This is a genomic window from Flammeovirga sp. EKP202 (assembly GCF_014534745.1).
GTDB lineage: Bacteria > Bacteroidota > Bacteroidia > Cytophagales > Flammeovirgaceae > Flammeovirga.
This window is the reverse complement of the sequence record NZ_JACVVP010000003.1, coordinates 120,018-136,536: the sequence shown is the minus strand read 5'-3', so window position 1 is coordinate 136,536 and position 16,519 is coordinate 120,018. Positions and strand designations below refer to the sequence as shown.

The 16,519-nt window shown below is 36.3% G+C and carries 8 protein-coding genes; all 8 read right to left on the bottom strand.

What is annotated here, in order from left to right; translation table 11 throughout:
* Positions 1-138: 138 nt before the first annotated feature.
* The 8 genes from IC221_RS02695 to IC221_RS02660 all read right to left on the bottom strand — a co-directional run bounded on the left by IC221_RS02695 (position 139) and on the right by IC221_RS02660 (position 16,518).
* Positions 139-1,017: a T9SS type A sorting domain-containing protein gene (locus IC221_RS02695; protein WP_188167481.1), complete on the bottom strand. Its 879-nt coding sequence runs from the start codon at positions 1,015-1,017 to the stop codon at positions 139-141.
* 21 nt (positions 1,018-1,038) lie between these two features.
* Positions 1,039-2,568, bottom strand: coding sequence for an SUMF1/EgtB/PvdO family nonheme iron enzyme (locus tag IC221_RS02690; RefSeq protein ID WP_188167480.1), 1,530 nt, complete (start codon positions 2,566-2,568; stop codon positions 1,039-1,041).
* Between the two features lie 91 nt (positions 2,569-2,659).
* Positions 2,660-4,480 carry a hypothetical protein gene (locus tag IC221_RS02685; protein WP_188167479.1) on the bottom strand — a complete coding sequence of 607 codons (1,821 nt, stop codon included), beginning with the start codon at positions 4,478-4,480 and terminating at the stop codon, positions 2,660-2,662.
* 298 nt (positions 4,481-4,778) lie between these two features.
* Positions 4,779-5,942: an alpha/beta hydrolase gene (locus IC221_RS02680; protein WP_188167478.1), complete on the bottom strand. Its 1,164-nt coding sequence runs from the start codon at positions 5,940-5,942 to the stop codon at positions 4,779-4,781.
* Complete coding sequence (locus IC221_RS02675; protein ID WP_188167477.1) at positions 5,942-7,159, bottom strand: S9 family peptidase; 1,218 nt, start codon at positions 7,157-7,159, stop codon at positions 5,942-5,944. Before IC221_RS02675 ends, IC221_RS02680 begins: the two co-directional genes overlap by 1 nt.
* Positions 7,160-7,171: 12 nt before the next feature.
* Positions 7,172-8,524 carry a sulfatase gene (locus IC221_RS02670; protein WP_188167476.1) on the bottom strand — a complete coding sequence of 451 codons (1,353 nt, stop codon included), beginning with the start codon at positions 8,522-8,524 and terminating at the stop codon, positions 7,172-7,174.
* Positions 8,525-8,698: 174 nt separating this feature from the next.
* On the bottom strand, positions 8,699-14,872 hold the full coding sequence (locus IC221_RS02665; RefSeq protein ID WP_188167475.1) for an acetylxylan esterase: 6,174 nt from the start codon (positions 14,870-14,872) through the stop codon (positions 8,699-8,701).
* Between the two features lie 311 nt (positions 14,873-15,183).
* Positions 15,184-16,518 carry a SwmB domain-containing protein gene (locus tag IC221_RS02660; RefSeq protein ID WP_188167474.1) on the bottom strand — a complete coding sequence of 445 codons (1,335 nt, stop codon included), beginning with the start codon at positions 16,516-16,518 and terminating at the stop codon, positions 15,184-15,186.
* Between the last annotated feature and the right edge of the window lies 1 nt (position 16,519).

The window sequence follows — 16,519 nt, the reverse complement described above, 5'->3', positions numbered from 1 at the left end:
GAGTGAGTAAGCGGTTTACTATTCGTTATTATAAGTAGATCTTAAAAAATAATTCAATAGTCCAAAAATAGTAGATTGTATGCAGAAAAGTTTCCTTGGGTTTCCTGCAAAACACCCTTTTTAACTATCTCGAATCTTTCATTTCTTTACTATTAACACACTTTTATGCATGGTTTTCACGATATAAACTCCTTTGGATACCTCTCCCAAATCTATACTTATTCGATCCGATAATGAGGAGGTTACATCAAAATTTATTTCTTGACCTTCTACTGAAAACACTTTTAATCTTGTATGATATTTTTCATCTAATAATAATGTTAATTGATCTGTAAAAGGATTAGGAAAAGCGACAAACTGTTCATTTTTTTCAAATCCATTTGAGATGTAAACAATGGTGGAATAACTATATTGCCCATCAAAGTCGGTCTGTTTTAATCGATAATAAGCTATCCCTTCTAAAGGTTGTTCATCATCAAAAGTATACATCAATGACTGATATGAAGTTCCTGCTCCTTTTATCTTTTTCAGCACTTCCCAATTTCTTCGATCGGCACTTCTTTCTACCGTGAAAAAATCATTATCAAGCTCTGTTAAAGTACGCCATTCTAATCTTACTAAGTTTCCTTCTTTCGTTCCTTTAAAATAGCTTAATTCAACAGGAAGATCTAACCCTTCATCCAACAACATAGCCGCTGAACCATAGCCAAAAGCTGCACCTCCTGTATAGATCGAAAATAATGATAACGGTGTATTTTCATTAATTACAGCTAGTTCATTACCGGCACTTCCTCCACCATCATAAATCAAGGCCACTCCTGAAGCACTGCCTTCATCTACTGTTTCTGATTGGCTTCCAATACCTTGCCCGCCTCCGTAAATAAGAGGCAGACTAAAGGTACTTTCTGTAATCACAATATTTCCAAAGCCATTACCTTCACCTCCTTGATAGATATTTTGAGCCTTTAAATTCAAAGCTAAAAGAACTAAAAAGGGAAGAAGTATTGTATTTTTCATGGTATCCATAACCTGTTTTTTTTAAGGTGCAGTTCTAACTCCTCTTCCTCCGCCGTAACCATTTCCACCGTTATAAAACGCCGCGTAAGTACGGGCAGATGTATACATAAAAGTTTCAATAGTCCTAAAACCACCTCCTCTTTGTCCAAGTCCTTTATCTCCTGTTTCTGCGGTATCATTCGCGTCTGAAATAGTATATGGGCCCGGCCAGTTTGCTGTATTATGGTTTCCTGCGTTATCCAAGGCTCCATCACCATGAATACCAGTATATGCTCTACCATCGGCATTCGCTACAGATACACATGTTTCAAAAATATTTCCCCCCATATCCATAATGCCATAATAAGTGGCGCCAGCAGTCACTCTTCCTGTGGAGCTTAAGTGGTCTGCAAAAATTCCTACTCTTGTAGGGCTATTGATATTATCTTTTGTGATCGTGTAATAATTCGCATTGCCTGCAGTTGTAGAATACCCTGTTGAAATCACTTCGTTTTCTGTTCCTCCACTCGAAATTTCCAAAATATCAGTGACTACATCTGTTGTCCCCCAAGGGAACTCCAACCCTACAGCAGGAAGTGTGCCTCTACATGCTTTCTCAAACTCAAGTTCAGTCATAGGGCGTAATGCCGCCCAATCCAGATAAGATAAAAGATTATTAGCGGTCATAAAACCCTGTGGCACACTTGGTGTAGAAGAAGAATAGGTATCCCCTGATTTTTCTAAGTTATTTCTGTAAAGAACAAATGAATTAATATGACATTCTACCAACTGCCCTGATGATAACGTATTTAGGAAATCAGCATATTGTGATTGTGTGATTTCATATTTCATACAATAAAAGGCTTGATAACCTTTAGGATAGTCGGCAGGTAAAGTACCGTCTTGAAGTGTACCTGATAAATTAGATGTATTATAATACAGATTACCCGCAGTAGTACCAATCGTTATTGCATCTTCAGAGTCGACGGTATAGGGGATATTTCTTTGAATTGTACCTCCTCCATTTTCATAATACATATGAAAAGAGTAACTCTCATTATCAGGTGTTCCGAGGTAAAACTGTCCGGTGGGTACATACACCATTTCTATCCCGAAAATCTGTACCTCAAAGGTATCGTTATCTCCTTGATTGTCTTTTCCGTATTCCCATTGCAATGTCACATCATAAGAAGCATCACCTTGACTTTTTTCAAGAGCACTATATAAAAAAACTCCTTTTGAAACACCTGTTCCTGTATCATCACTGCTTTCAATAGTTGCTCCAGAAGCAGAATGTCCCGAATCAAACGTCAAAGAGGCGTGTTGCCAGTAATCGTGATTCAAATTTCTGAATTTCACAAAAAGCCAAACGGCATCCCAGTTGTTTTGTCCTCCATTCACTCTCCATGAGTTTTTCCAACTTACGGTAAAATTGATAGGAACTGTTTGGGTCAACGCATTACGTGTACCAATAGCAGGATCACTTATTGTGATATTAAGATCGTTGGCATGGGTGAGTTGAAATAGGAACCCTTGCCCGAATAGTAGTAAAGTAAATAATAATCTTTTCATTCGAGTATTGCTTATTAGCAGTTATACAATCAAAAAAAGAAGATCTAACTTTTCCCAATTTCAAATGTTTAACTGCTTTAGTGTGTAATTTTTAAAATTCAAACGGCTGTAGTAGTTGTCCTTTCACCTCTCCTTCTTTATAAGAGGCATGTCTCCTTCTTGATAATTCCTCTGCTTCCATTTCTATTTCTTCCCAAATAGAATAGTTTTGACTACCGAGAATTCGAGCTATTTCTTTTTTATATTTCTTATTTGTTTTAGCTCTTTTTTGGCTTAAGCTTGATGATGTAATTTGATGTTCTTTCAGTGTGTTTATATTCTCCATCACTTTGGTTCTCACTGCTTCTTTATAAGCTTGTTGTTGTTTCTGTGTGAGTAAAAAGCGCATCGTGTTTTGTCTCACTACAGGGTCTACAGCTAAATCAATAATTTGATCTAGAAACTTCTGATCTTGATTTGTGTAAGTATTAATTAAAAAATTATAACGATAGGCTTTATCTCTTATCGGTGTTTTTCCTGTGACTACATATACTGCCTTGTTTTCTCTTTTCACTTCGGCAGTCACTCCTCCATTGGGTATATCTAAATAAAAACTGTTCATCCCTTTTGGAGCCTTTCCTACAAACTGTTCATTACAGTAAACATCGCCTTCAGAGGTTAAATAAGTAACAATTTCCACCTTATCCATATCCTCTTTTTTAGCATGTCGTTCTGTTATTATTAAATCTAGTTGGGACTTTACTTCTGTGGTTGTTTTTGTAGTATTGTATGCCAATAAAAGTATTTCATCTTTACTCATTTCATTATTTTTCCACTGGTCTTTATAGTGTTTTAATAAAACGTTAAAGCCAAAACCATGATTTAGTTCAGGTGCAATAAAGTTCCCTTTTTTGAGATCATTCCATGAGTTTAAGCTGATCATCTGAGCATCAAAGTTCACGGCATTCTGAAGTTCACCTCTAAACGTCCCTGTCTGTTTATTGGCAGATATTACCAAACCATGAGGTTTATTCTTTCTATACATAAATTGGCTTTCTTGAGCCGACAAAAACTGTACATAAGGTTTATTGTGTTTTTTTGCCAATGAAGGAATAATCTCATCTACTGCACTATTGTTGACATGAATATTCCAGATTCCAGCGTATTTTGATAGTACTTTATTGATATAATTTTTACTTCTTGGAAATCGCGTTTGATAAATATATTCTAAAGGTTCATTGACAAATTTTTCGATAGATACTAAAGCTGAATCAACGGTATCTACATAACTTAAATCGTTTTCTATTTTGGCTTGAATGGTCCCATAAGACACATTTGAAATGTTTAACTCATCAATTATTGATTCCGTATTACCCGTCAAAGTAATAATTTCTCCCCTTTCTGACCTCAGCCATTTAGGGCTGTAAGTTGTATTTTCTAATGCATATTTTAATTGCATTTTCATCATATTCATCATCTGATCCTGCTTTACTGAAGCTGGATGATGAAAATCTAGGAAGAGTGAAAACTTAAAATCTATATTCTCTTCATTCGCCACTCTATGATAAGCCTCTATTATTCTTGAAAGTACTTTTAAATCACCAAAAGGAATATACCTAATGACAAATTGGAAGCCATCTACTCCACTTGCTTGTGCTGATAACATCTCAAATTTCACCGCATCATCTATATATAAAGGATTGGCAATTTCTGAGATCAATGGTAAATAAGTAGCTTCTGTGGTATGTACACCTATGTCTTTATTGACGTAATTAGAATACTGAAAGAATCCGAACCAAGGTGATTGTGCACTATACAGCGAGTAAGGATGATTTAATGCCATTACAAGCTTGTCTGGAAAAACTTTAGACGATTGTGCATTGGTCATTACTACCAATAAGAAGAAAGGAATAGCGAATAATAGTGATTTCATTATTTATAACTTTTGGTATAGTGAATCAAAAAAATGAGATGATGTGGGGTTTAAATTTAGATGGATACAGATAATTACATGGTAAGAAAAAAAGCACAAAATATCGTGCACCATGACTGAAGTCATGGGCTGGTGATATTGACTCCTACAACACTAAAGTGTTGCCTCCGAAATCAACCTTCAAGACTTTAGTCTTGGTGAGGTTGCTATATCACCTACCCAAAGTTTTAACTATGGTGCACGAAACACCCGATTATTTTTACCTAGTATTAAAAATGTTAATAGCCTACTTGTTCAATTATTTCGAATGATCAGAAGAAAAGCTATTTACTGATTGTCCTTTACGGTATTTCGTCAAACGTAAAGTATGATCAGAAATGATTTGTTTTCTCCTTTCAATCTTTAGGAACCATTGTGCCTTAGAGGTTACTTTTCCCATTTGATCATCAAGTACTCCTAGCGTTTGTAAAAATTGATCCGTAGAATGAGTAGATTCTTCTAGAAATTGGGGAGAAGAGCAAAAACCATGTCCTCCGTTTTCTTTTATAAAAGCAAAACTCCCTTTATTCTTTTCTGCTAATAACTTCACAAAAGATTCACCATTACGTTCCGTTCTCTTCTGAGACGTATCATCGTTATAAGCGGCGATATCTTTCAATCCATAAGCTACCCAAACAGGTGCTAATTTTGAATAATCCAAATTGAATACATATGATTTCTCATTGAGGTAAACGACATAAGGGTTGTGCAAAATAAAACCGATTACATCTGTATTTATACTCAAATCATCGTTTGGGTCATCTACTGATTTCAATTGCGTAGCTAAAGCAAGGTGTCCGCCCGCAGAACCTCCTCCTACTATAATTTTATCAGGGTCAACACCTAATAGTTTTGCATTTCTTTTTACCCAACGTAAAGCTGTTTTGGCATCTTGTGCTGATGTATAACCACCGTCTGATATACCATCTCTCTGTACAACTCTATAATCTACTCTGATATTAACAATACCCCTTTGTGTAAAATATTCTGCTTGAGGTTTAAAATGAAGAATGTTTCCAGAACTCCAGGCACCTCCGTAATACCAAATGATTGCTACTCTCTGATCTGATTTTTTCCAATCTGAAGGGTAATCGACAAATAAAGCAAGGTCACGATTGGGTGTGGATTTATAGATAAAAGCATCGCTTTCTACAAAACGTAATTGCCTTCTGTACATAATTGTTTCCTCAAAAAGATGCGTGTCCTTCTCATCATTTTCATTTAATTTTCTCCAGTTTCCATTGTCTGAATAAAGTACCTCATCAAGGTCTATCACTTCATTCCCGTTGGTATCTGCTTCCCATTTAAAAAGCTTATTACCATATTTCAACTCTTGTCCTGGCTTTATTCCTTCTTTTTTGTATTTCTCTTTCGCAAAGGCAAATACAGGAAGAATAAGTAAAAATGTTAGTATTGTTTTCATTACAGTTGACCAATATTTTCGTTTTGAATTACAATCATTTCTGAAGAGGTAGTAACACCTTCTTCTGTCATCACTTGGAAATAGGCTGCATGAGTATTTTCGGGTAAAATTGAATGGATCTTTTTACCTTTCCACTTCTCTACTTTTTCCGTTTTCCATTCCTTTTCAACCCACTCACTCTTACTGTCCGTTGTATAAAGAACTTGTATTTCTTTAATATTGATGTTATTTAAAATAGAAACGATCACCTTCCCTTTCTTCACTTTAGGAGTTGTCAATTTTGCAAAGTGAGGTACCCCATTGATGATTTGATCTGCAAAAGCATAGCTTTCTTTTACATTCCAACCAAAGTAATGACTATGGTTTAATCCATTTTCAAGGTATAAAAATGCGTCTCCTTTCACTGCCTTTTTAGATTGTACTGTGGCGGGAAGTGGAAAGTGTGCATCATTGGTCCCGTTGACAAAAAGTAGGGGCATTTGTGCTTGAGGCAAATACACTGAAGCTTCTAAATAAGTCATTGCATTCTCTAGGTAAGCCACGTTGTCAGAAGCTAATGCCTTTCCCATATGCCCATCGGTACCTTTCAAAAAACCACATCCATAAATAGGAATCGCAAACTGAAAACGGTCATCAATTCCTGAAATGGAACTCGTCAGCATTCCTCCCCAACTGATACCTGTAATTCCTGTTTTATTAGGATTGACATCTTCAAAAGAGCGGAGCAATGAATGTCCTAATATCACTTGAGCAATGGCTTGATAATACCATTGATCTTGCAAAGGCAAATCATAATCATGAAAAACACCATTTCGCTGTGGTCCAGATCCTTTAAAAGTATCCCTTTCATCATGTTTTTTATTTGAAGGAATATGCCCTTCTAAATCCATAGAAATAGCAACAAAACCCTCCTCATTCCACTTCTTTACCCAGGTAGGATATCCTGTACCTCCTCCTCCATGCACTAATACAACTGCAGGATATCCTCCTTCGGGTTTAGGTGTCTTAGGATAGCTATAATAGGCATATACTTTCGTAGGCTTGCCTTTATAGGAAATGCCTTCATAATAAATACTCTGCATTCCCTCTACTTGAGCTTCATCTGCTTTTTCCCATTTGGGAGCCTTGAAAAGCTTTTCTAAATCCCAACTTATCTCTTTTTTTTGTGCAAATAGAAAAGTAGGGATACATAATAAGTAAAACAGCAAACACTTCATTTCATATAACGATTAAAGACGTACGTCAGAAATACAATTTGGATCTGGTAACTCGGGAAGTTCTGATTGCCAATCCAACATTTCCTTTTTCAGTTCTACTATCACTTCAGGAAATTGAGATGCCAGGTCATTTTGCTCTTTTGGATCGAGTTCCATATTATATAATTCCACTTTGGAATGATCTGTACTCATCATCATTTTCCATTTTCCTTTTCTTATTCCTAAATGAGGCCAATAGTAATCTTTTCCGTGAAAACCTTTCCACTCCCAGAAAACTGGTTTCTTTCTTGGTGATGGTTTTCCTTTTAATACACTTGCTCTTGATTCCCCATCCATTTCTTTAGTATCCTTGATCGATAGTCCTGCCATATCTAAGAAAGTAGCAGGCATATCCACTCCTGTAATTACAGAAGTCTGATCCACTTTTCCTGCTGGTACCACACCTGGCATCCACGCTATGAAAGGTACTTTTACGCCTCCTTGAAATAAAGATCTCTTTTTTCCTTTCAATCCACCTGTTTCTCCAACACAATAATATAATCCTAAAGCATCTGTATTTCCTTGATGATATTTTCTTTTCTCTCCGTGTGTATGTTCAGGACCATTATCAGAAGAGAAAACGACCAAGGTATTTTTATCCAATCCTAAAGTCCTCAATTTCTTAAAAAGTTCTCCTACATAAAAATCAGCTTCTGCAATAACAGCGGCATACACTTGCTGTTGTTCTGGAAGATCTTTGAATTGCTCCAAGAACTGTTTTTGAGGAAAGTGTGGTGTATGTGGCTCGTGCAACCATAAATTGATAAAAAAGGGTTTCTTTTTATTTTTTTCTATAAACTCAATGGCTTTCGGTACTGTTTCTTCTGTCTGAATTTGTTGTCCAGGAAGGTTAAATGCGGCATAGTCATCATAGCCATATTCATAAGGAGTTGGTGCATCTTTGATGCTACGATTTGTCAGGTGCCATTTTCCAAAATGACCTGTAACATATCCGTTTTTCTTAAAAAGGTCTTGTACTGTTGTTGCTTTGGGATCTAACCAATCAGGCATACCCGCCTCTATATGATGTTTGGGTGTTGCGAAATGTTGATGTACGCTAAGTCTTGCAGGATATTGACCAGTCATGACGGCTGTTCTACTTGGAGAACAAACAGGACTGTTGACAACAAACTCTGTAAAGTCAGTGCCTTCGTCTATCATCCTATCTAAATTTGGTGTTTTGCAAAAGGTGCTTCCATGCTTGCCTAAATCACCATACCCCCAGTCGTCTGCGAAGATAAAAATAACGTTTGTCTTTTTTTCTTGTGCAAAGGATGATAGTGATATAACAGTAAAAATCGTCAATATAATAACTCTAATATTCATACTTGTAATATTTAATCCAATAGGTTAAGTAATAAGAAGTTCATCTTTAAAGTGTGCATCAGGACAGGTTTGATGTCCTGATGCTCCACTAAAAAATTGATACTACATTAGTATTTTGAGACCTCACACACAAAGCACTACCAAGTTGAGGTCCAGAGCTTTCTATATCATGCTCTAAAAAACTACCTTCTTAATATATCTGCAATTATCCCCTAAAATTTGGATAATTAGTAGACCATTTTCTACAATTTGTGTATTAAATCTTTCTTCTTGAGCTATTGTTGCCAGAATCACTCTTCCTTGTACATCTGAGATGACAATTTGCTTGTCTCTGAGCGGTTGATCAGCACTTATATGAAGTATATTATTTACTTTAAATACTTTGATATTAGCCAACTCTTCTTCTACAGAAAGTGGCGGTTCTTGATTTTCTAAGAATAATATTGAATAAACACTCTTCGTCACGCCATCTTGTGCTGTCACTGTAATGATCGCCACTTTTCCTGCTTCAGTTACTTCAGAGATCACTACATCCGCTAATTCATCTTCCAACACTACTTCAATTGAAGGAATCACTGAAGAAGTTAACTGATAAGAGTAGTTGAGTGAATCTATCTTAAAGCCTTCCAGACTTGTACCTCCAATAAGGATATCGGTTAGATTCGCATTAGATGAGGCTGTTTCGAATGTAAACTGAACGCTATATTCTTGTTTTGAAACCTGATCTTCTGCTAGTACTTCTATCAATACCTTATGATCATCTGATAACTCACCCACTGTTACGGTGGCCATATCATGCTGAGCACTTGCTGTTACAACAGGAACTGAAGAAGCATATGGAAGGTGAACAGAATACGTAAACACTTCGGCATCGAAACCTTCTATCAAAACATCATCTAATAACAATTCTTTCAATGATGCATTGTTTGACACTGTTTCATCATAAATGAATTCTACTACGTAAACTGATTTCGTCTCTCCATCCTCCGCAGTCACTGTCACTGTAGATTGCCCTGGAAGCACTGTTGTATTTGAAATGGCATAACTGGCATTTTTATCTTCCAATACCGCTGATAAATGAGGCACTTCTGAAGTTCCCATTGGTAATGCTACGGTATATTGTAATACAGCTGGATCAAAGTTTTCGACCAATTCATCCTCAATAGATAAAGATGTTAAATTTGTATTTGTAGAAGGGTCAGCTACTTCGAAGGTTACAGTATATACTTTTTCTGTACCACTTTGAGCTGTTACTGTTACGGTAGACACTCCTGGCAATTCTGTCGTTTCTGAGATGACCAAAGACGCCGTTGCATCATTTTTTGTAGCCGTCACTACAGGAATTTCTGTTGATCCATAAGGCAGTTCGATAGTATAACTATCCGTTGATGCATCAAAATCTGTAATTAACGTACCATCTACCAACAACTCTGATAGAGTGTTATCTTCTGATGGAGCCGTGATAGTGAAGTTGACAGAATATACTTTTTCAGCTCCGCTTTGAGCAGTAACAGTTACAGTAGATGTACCTGGTAATACTTGTGTTTCTTCAACTTCGAGTGTAGTGGTTTCACTATTTTTCGTAGCCGTCACCACTGGAATTACTGTCGTACCGTAAGGTAATTCTATGGTATAGTTTTGAACTAGTGGATCGAAACCTGTAATTAACGTACCATCTACCAACAACTCTGATAAGGTATTATCCTCTGATGGAGCCGTAATCGTGAAGTTCACCGTATAAACTTTTTCTGCACCACTTTGAGCTGTTACTGTTACGGTAGATACTCCTGGCAATTCTGTCGTTTCTGAAATGGCTAATGACGCCGTTGCATCATTTTTGGTCGCTGTTACTACGGGTACCTCAGTCGTTCCGTAAGGCAACTCTATAGTATAGCTCTCTGTTGATGCATCAAAATCTGTAATCAATGTTCCATCAACCAACAACTCTGATAAGGTATTATCCTCTGATGGTGGTGTAACCGTGAAGTTCACTACATAAACCTTTTCAATACCACTTTGTGCTGTAACTGTTATGGTAGACGCACCTGGCAATTCATCTGTTTCTGAAATTACTAAAGACGCCATTTCATCATTTTTAGTCGCTGTCACTACAGGAATTTCTGTTGACCCATAAGGCAATTCAATAGAATAACTTTCTTGTGAAGCATCAAAATCAGTAATTAACTTACCATCAACCAATAACTCCGATAATGTATTATCTTCTGAAGGTGGTGTAACCGTGAAGTTCACTACATAAACTTTTTCAATACCACTTTGTGCTGTAACAGTCACCTCTGTTTTTCCAGGAAGAGCAATCGCATTGGTTACTTCTAATGAGGCTAAATCATCATTTACTTCCGCTGTAACAGTAGGAATATAAGTTGAGCCGTAAGGGTATTCAACCGTATATTCTGTAACATCCGCTGAGAAATCTTTTATAAGTACATCATCTAACAACAACTCTGTTATCGTTGCATCATTTGATGGAATAGCAATGTTGAACGAAAGATTATAATCAATCGTTGAATTATCTTTTGCTGTCACTCTTACTGCCGTAGATCCCGGAATGGTTTCAGGATGAATTACTTCATAGGTAGCCTCAGCATTTACAGTATTTGCCACCACATTAGGAAATCCTTGATAGCCATATGGTAATTCTATCGCATAGTTGAATTGATCCGATGAAAAACCTTCCACTCCTTCACCATCAGCAATCAAAGAGGATAATCTTTTATCTGCATCAGAATTAATTCTTGGTCCTTCAATATTATCGATGTAATACACATTATCGTTACCATTGAAAGGTGAAGCGTCTTGACCGAAAAAGATAATCATTTGATCAAAAATATCTCCATCACTAAGCAAGTCTTTAAAATCAAAAGTATATTCTACCCATTGATCTTGAACTGAGATGGTCTGGCTTAAAGTAACATAAGAGTTATCTGTATTATTTCTAAGTCTTACTCTCAAAGTATTGTTTGCTGAATACAAACCGTCATCAGAAGTTTCTTGATATACTTTTAGCTTGACTACTTTATCAATGTCCGTTTCAAAGTGACCATTGTATAAAATCTGAACTTGTGAGTGAGCGTTCTCTTCTTTTACCACTTTTGTCACTCTAGCACTTTGAGACACCTCAGATATTGAAGGGTTATCTACTTCTGAAGTGACCACTTTATAAGTATTGTAGAAAGAGACATCATTGGCTGATCCATCATAGTAATAGATGATTTCTGAATACGGAAGTGTTGTATTTCTCACCTCTCTATCATTAAAATAAGCAAGCGTCTTGTTATCCTCATCCGTAATTGTACCTGATAGATAACTTAATGTTACATCACTGCCATAACTAATCGGTGTTTCTACTCTAAACTCAATTTTATTGTCCAACTCTACGACTTGATGTGTTACTGCTGAACCATTCACCTTCAACTCAAATACTGTATTCTCAATACTCACTAACGAAGATAAGCTTACCACATCCATCACTACTTTTCCTCCACTTACATCAGTAGATAAAGAAGTGATAATATTGTCTGAGATTACTTTTGGTCCTCTTAAATCATCAAAATAAGCTTCCATGCCTGTGGCAGTAAAATCTGGATTACTGTCATTTGCTCCAAAGTAAAAAGAAATGGAATTATACCCCTCTAACTCTTCAGTGGTAAAACCCGAAAAGTCAAATTGATACTCTTGCCATGAATCCAAACATTTTAATGTCCCCAAAACCGATTTCTGTGTAGGTGAATCATTGTCTTTTTTCAAGATTACCTGTACAGTCTTATTCAAGTTCTCAATTCCAGTATCTTTGACATATACCTTCATCGATACTGTTTTTGTACTCGTGAAATCAAACTGTGATCCTGCTGGTAAATCCCATCGCACCTCTGACCATTGACTGTCGTCTCTTACATATTTGGCTACAATTTCTTCAGGGTAACCATTTGTATCAGGGTTTTGAGCATTTTCATCTACGGTTGCCGAACTTACAAAAGCTAAATCCAAAACAGATGTTCCTCCCACATTGTATAATGAATATAAAGAATGACCAACTGATGTATTATTTTCTACAGGGATAATGGTATTGACTGCAACTGAATTTCCTAATTCGTCTGTAATAGTACCACCTGTGAAAGTAAGTTCAATACCGTGACCTGCTTTAACCTCTTCTGCCAAAATCAATTCGATAATTTGGTTTTTCACCTTCACTCTTTCTATCCCAACTGCTGAGTTATTGACCATCAATTGGAATTCAGGGTTCTCAATATTGCTAATTGGTGAATGTGATAAAGCGGAGATTGTAATCATTTTGCCTTCTTCTGAAGTTTCTCCTTTCAATTTTACTTGGTTCTGTAAAACTTTTGGACCTTGAATTTTATCAATATAAAACTTCATTCCTCCTCCTTCTTCTGCTATATCATTAATGATTGGGAAGAAATACAGTGTATTTATATACTCCAAATCTTCATTGAAAGCATTAGGGTCAACTTCGATTGTGTAATCTACCCACTCATCAAATTTTTCAATAGGGAAGTTAAGTAGATACTGAGATTCTGGAACATCGTCTTGACGTAATACAATTGCACATTCATTGTTAGTCAACGTTTTACCAGGGTCTTCAACATACATTCTTATTTTGAAATGAACAGCTTCTGAAAAATCTATTTTTCCATCAATATCAAACATCATATTCGCATACCTTCCGTCCAACCTTGTTAATAAGTTAGCCGTACTGCAAGGACCTAAAGTTGGATCTTGTGCTTCTGTATCTTGAGTCATTAAAATATAGCTTACCTCCGCAATTTCAGACTGTCCCTCTTCATAATAAGAAAACAATACATCTTCTTCAGATGCCATGCTAAGTGCGATCGTATAAGTTGATTCTTGTGTTCCGTCTTCTGATGTAATCACTAATGTAGCCGTAGTCGGCAACTCTTCTCCGGCAGTTACTTCCACCGTAGCACTGTAATCATTTGTGATGGCTGTAATTTCCGGTAAAGCACTCGTTGAATAAGGTAATTCAAAAGCATATGCTGAGGTTCCTACATCAAAATTTTCGATTGTACTTTCCCCTACTTTTAAACCTGATATAGAAGCATCTGATGATTTAAAACGGTGTACATCAGAAGTTAAATTAAAACCGCTATTGTCAGTAATTAAAAAATAAGAAGCATACGTATTGTCAGGTGCTACGGTTGAAACGGTAGCTCCATCGATGGTTGCAGGCATAGCACTCCACGTTTTGCTACTCCATACTTCCGATCTGTCCGTTGTATAATAGAATGTTGCGGATTGAATACCCGCACCTGCATCCGTTACATTGACAGACATTGTATTGGTTCCATCAGTATAAGTAGGTATATCAATTTGTAATAATGGGGTGCCTCCATTTATAATTTTATCTGCAAAAATATAGCTTTCTTCTTCGTTCCATGCTACCGAATGCCCATGACCAAAACCATCTTTGATAAATAAATAAGCATCACCTTGAATCGCATTTTTTGAATCCATTGTGGCAGGTAATGGGAAATGTGCATCATTGGCTCCATTAAAGAAAAGCATTGGCATAGTGGCTTGATGTAGATATGCTGATGCCTCATAATTTGTCATGGCATTGTTTACATAATCTTGATCAGTAGAAGCCAAGCTATTACCCATATGTCCGTCCGTTCCTTTTAGGAAACCACATCCATAGATTGGAATCGCAAACTTAAAACGTAAATCCAAACCTGCAATTGTACTCGTCAGCATACCTCCCCAGCTTACGCCTGCAATACCAATCTTAGTGGCATCTACTTCCTCGAAAGAAGCAATCAGTGAATGTGCTTTGATCACTTGTGCTACTGCATGATAATACCATTGCTCATTAATTGGTAATGCATTATCATGAAAAACCCCTGTCCTTGCTGGACCTGCTCCTTCAAATGTTGCTCTTTCTGCTGAATCGTCTAATGAAGGAATGTGTCCTTCTAAATCCATGGAGATAGCGACAAATCCTCTATCGTTCCAGAGTTTTACCCAGTCATCATAGGCTGTACCGCCACCTCCATGCACTAATACTACGGCAGGATAACCATTTTCTGGCTTTGGTGTTGATGGTAAACCATAATAAGCATACACTTTTGATACCTCTCCTTTGTAATCGATGCTTTCATAGAAAATACTTTCTAATCCATCAACAGCAGAAGTGGTGGTCGTTTCAAAGTTGGGTACTGCTTTTATTACGTCTAAATCCCACGGTCCTGTATACTCTTGTGCATGAACTGTATTGGTCATAACAATAGCCGTGAGGAAACAGAGTAATTGTAAAAAGTCTTTTTTAAGTGATTTCGTAAAATTCAATTTCATTTCTTAACCATTAGGTATTATGATTCCATTGAGCAAAGTTTTAAAACTCATTGTTGGGAAGAATTGAGGTTCAAAAAGCTCAAAAAATTTCATTTCAATAGTTTCTTCATTTTGTGAGTTGAAGAATAGTGTTGTGTAATTTATCGGGTTTGAAAGTTTTACTTTTTTGAGGAAAGTTCTTTCGATAAATAGCGTTCGTGATTACACAAACTTGGTATTATAAAAGTAGAGAAATAAGCAAGGTCAAATCATGAGAAGTATTGAATCCCACCCTCAACATCTATTTCAGATGGGATTCAATTCTTTGCCAATTAGTTCATGATAAATTCTCCACCTTTTAGGTCTTTGATGTAATAAACTACACCTTCAGCATCGTGATCCTTATCAGGGCTTCCTAACATGATAGAAGCACTATTGAATGTAGCTTCTTTAGGTGACATTCCAGTGAAGTCAAATTCATATTCTACCCATTGGTCAAATACTTGAATATCTGTGCTTTGTACTAACTGATTCTTTACGGTATTATCAATTTGAAGCGTCAAAAAGATTTTATTATTCGTTACCTTTTTGCCTGGATTTTTACAATACACTTTTACTTTAAAAACGGTATTGACTTTTGGATCAATCTCTTGATTCAACTTGAAACGGATTGCTGACCAAACTTCACTTCCTTTCGTAAAAGTACTTACTTTAGTATTGGCATCAAGAGGATCTGCAACACCTGCACTAAACTGACCTCCATATGCAGCAAGTCCATTGATGTGGGCATTATTCCCTCCAAAATCAGTATATCTCAACAGTTTTAATGCTACTTCATTTTTAACCATTTGATGCTTGAAATACTTGATTTCTTTACCACTTACATCTGTGATTTTACCTTTCGTGTAAGACACTTTCACATCTTCACTTCTTTTAAATGGCTTTTCTAAATCAATGATTATTCTTTTTGCCTCTACAGTTACATTTTCAATAGCTACATTTTTATAACCATTTTTGATCACTTTAAAGACAGGCTTTTTAGTTTTAGTATCTAAGTCATCTTTTGTAACTACATCTAAGATCACTTGATTTCCTTCTAAATTTGTTTTCGCATTGAGCAATACATCTTCAGAAGTAATACCAGGTCCACTGATTTCTTTAAAGAAAACCTTTACACCTACTGCCTCTCCGTCATCATCTTTAGGAGACATAATCAACACTAATTTCGAGTAATCAGTTTTTAGTGGATTGTTTGAAACATCAAATGAATAAGTAACCCACTCATCATATTTTGTTACTTTCTGCATTTGGGCTAACTGAGTCATTCCATCGTTAGCCTCGTTTCTTACTGCCAATAAGAGTGTGTTATTTTTAAGTGGACCTTTAGGACTTTTCACTAATGCAGTCACCTTAAAAACTCTACTACCTGATAAATCAAGTAAAGCTGGCAATGAAAGCACTACTCCACCATATGCTCCTTTTCCTTTTTCAAACATTGAATACTCCCCGTCATTTAATGGAGAAGCTGTAGTACTTAAATTTCCTAAGAAAGGTTGTAAATCACCTGCAATTCCATTCTTTCCATGATATACTGTCTGCCCAAAAATAGACGGACTAGATACAAGTAAAAAAGTACAGAATAGTGATAAATAGATAAAATTCTTCATT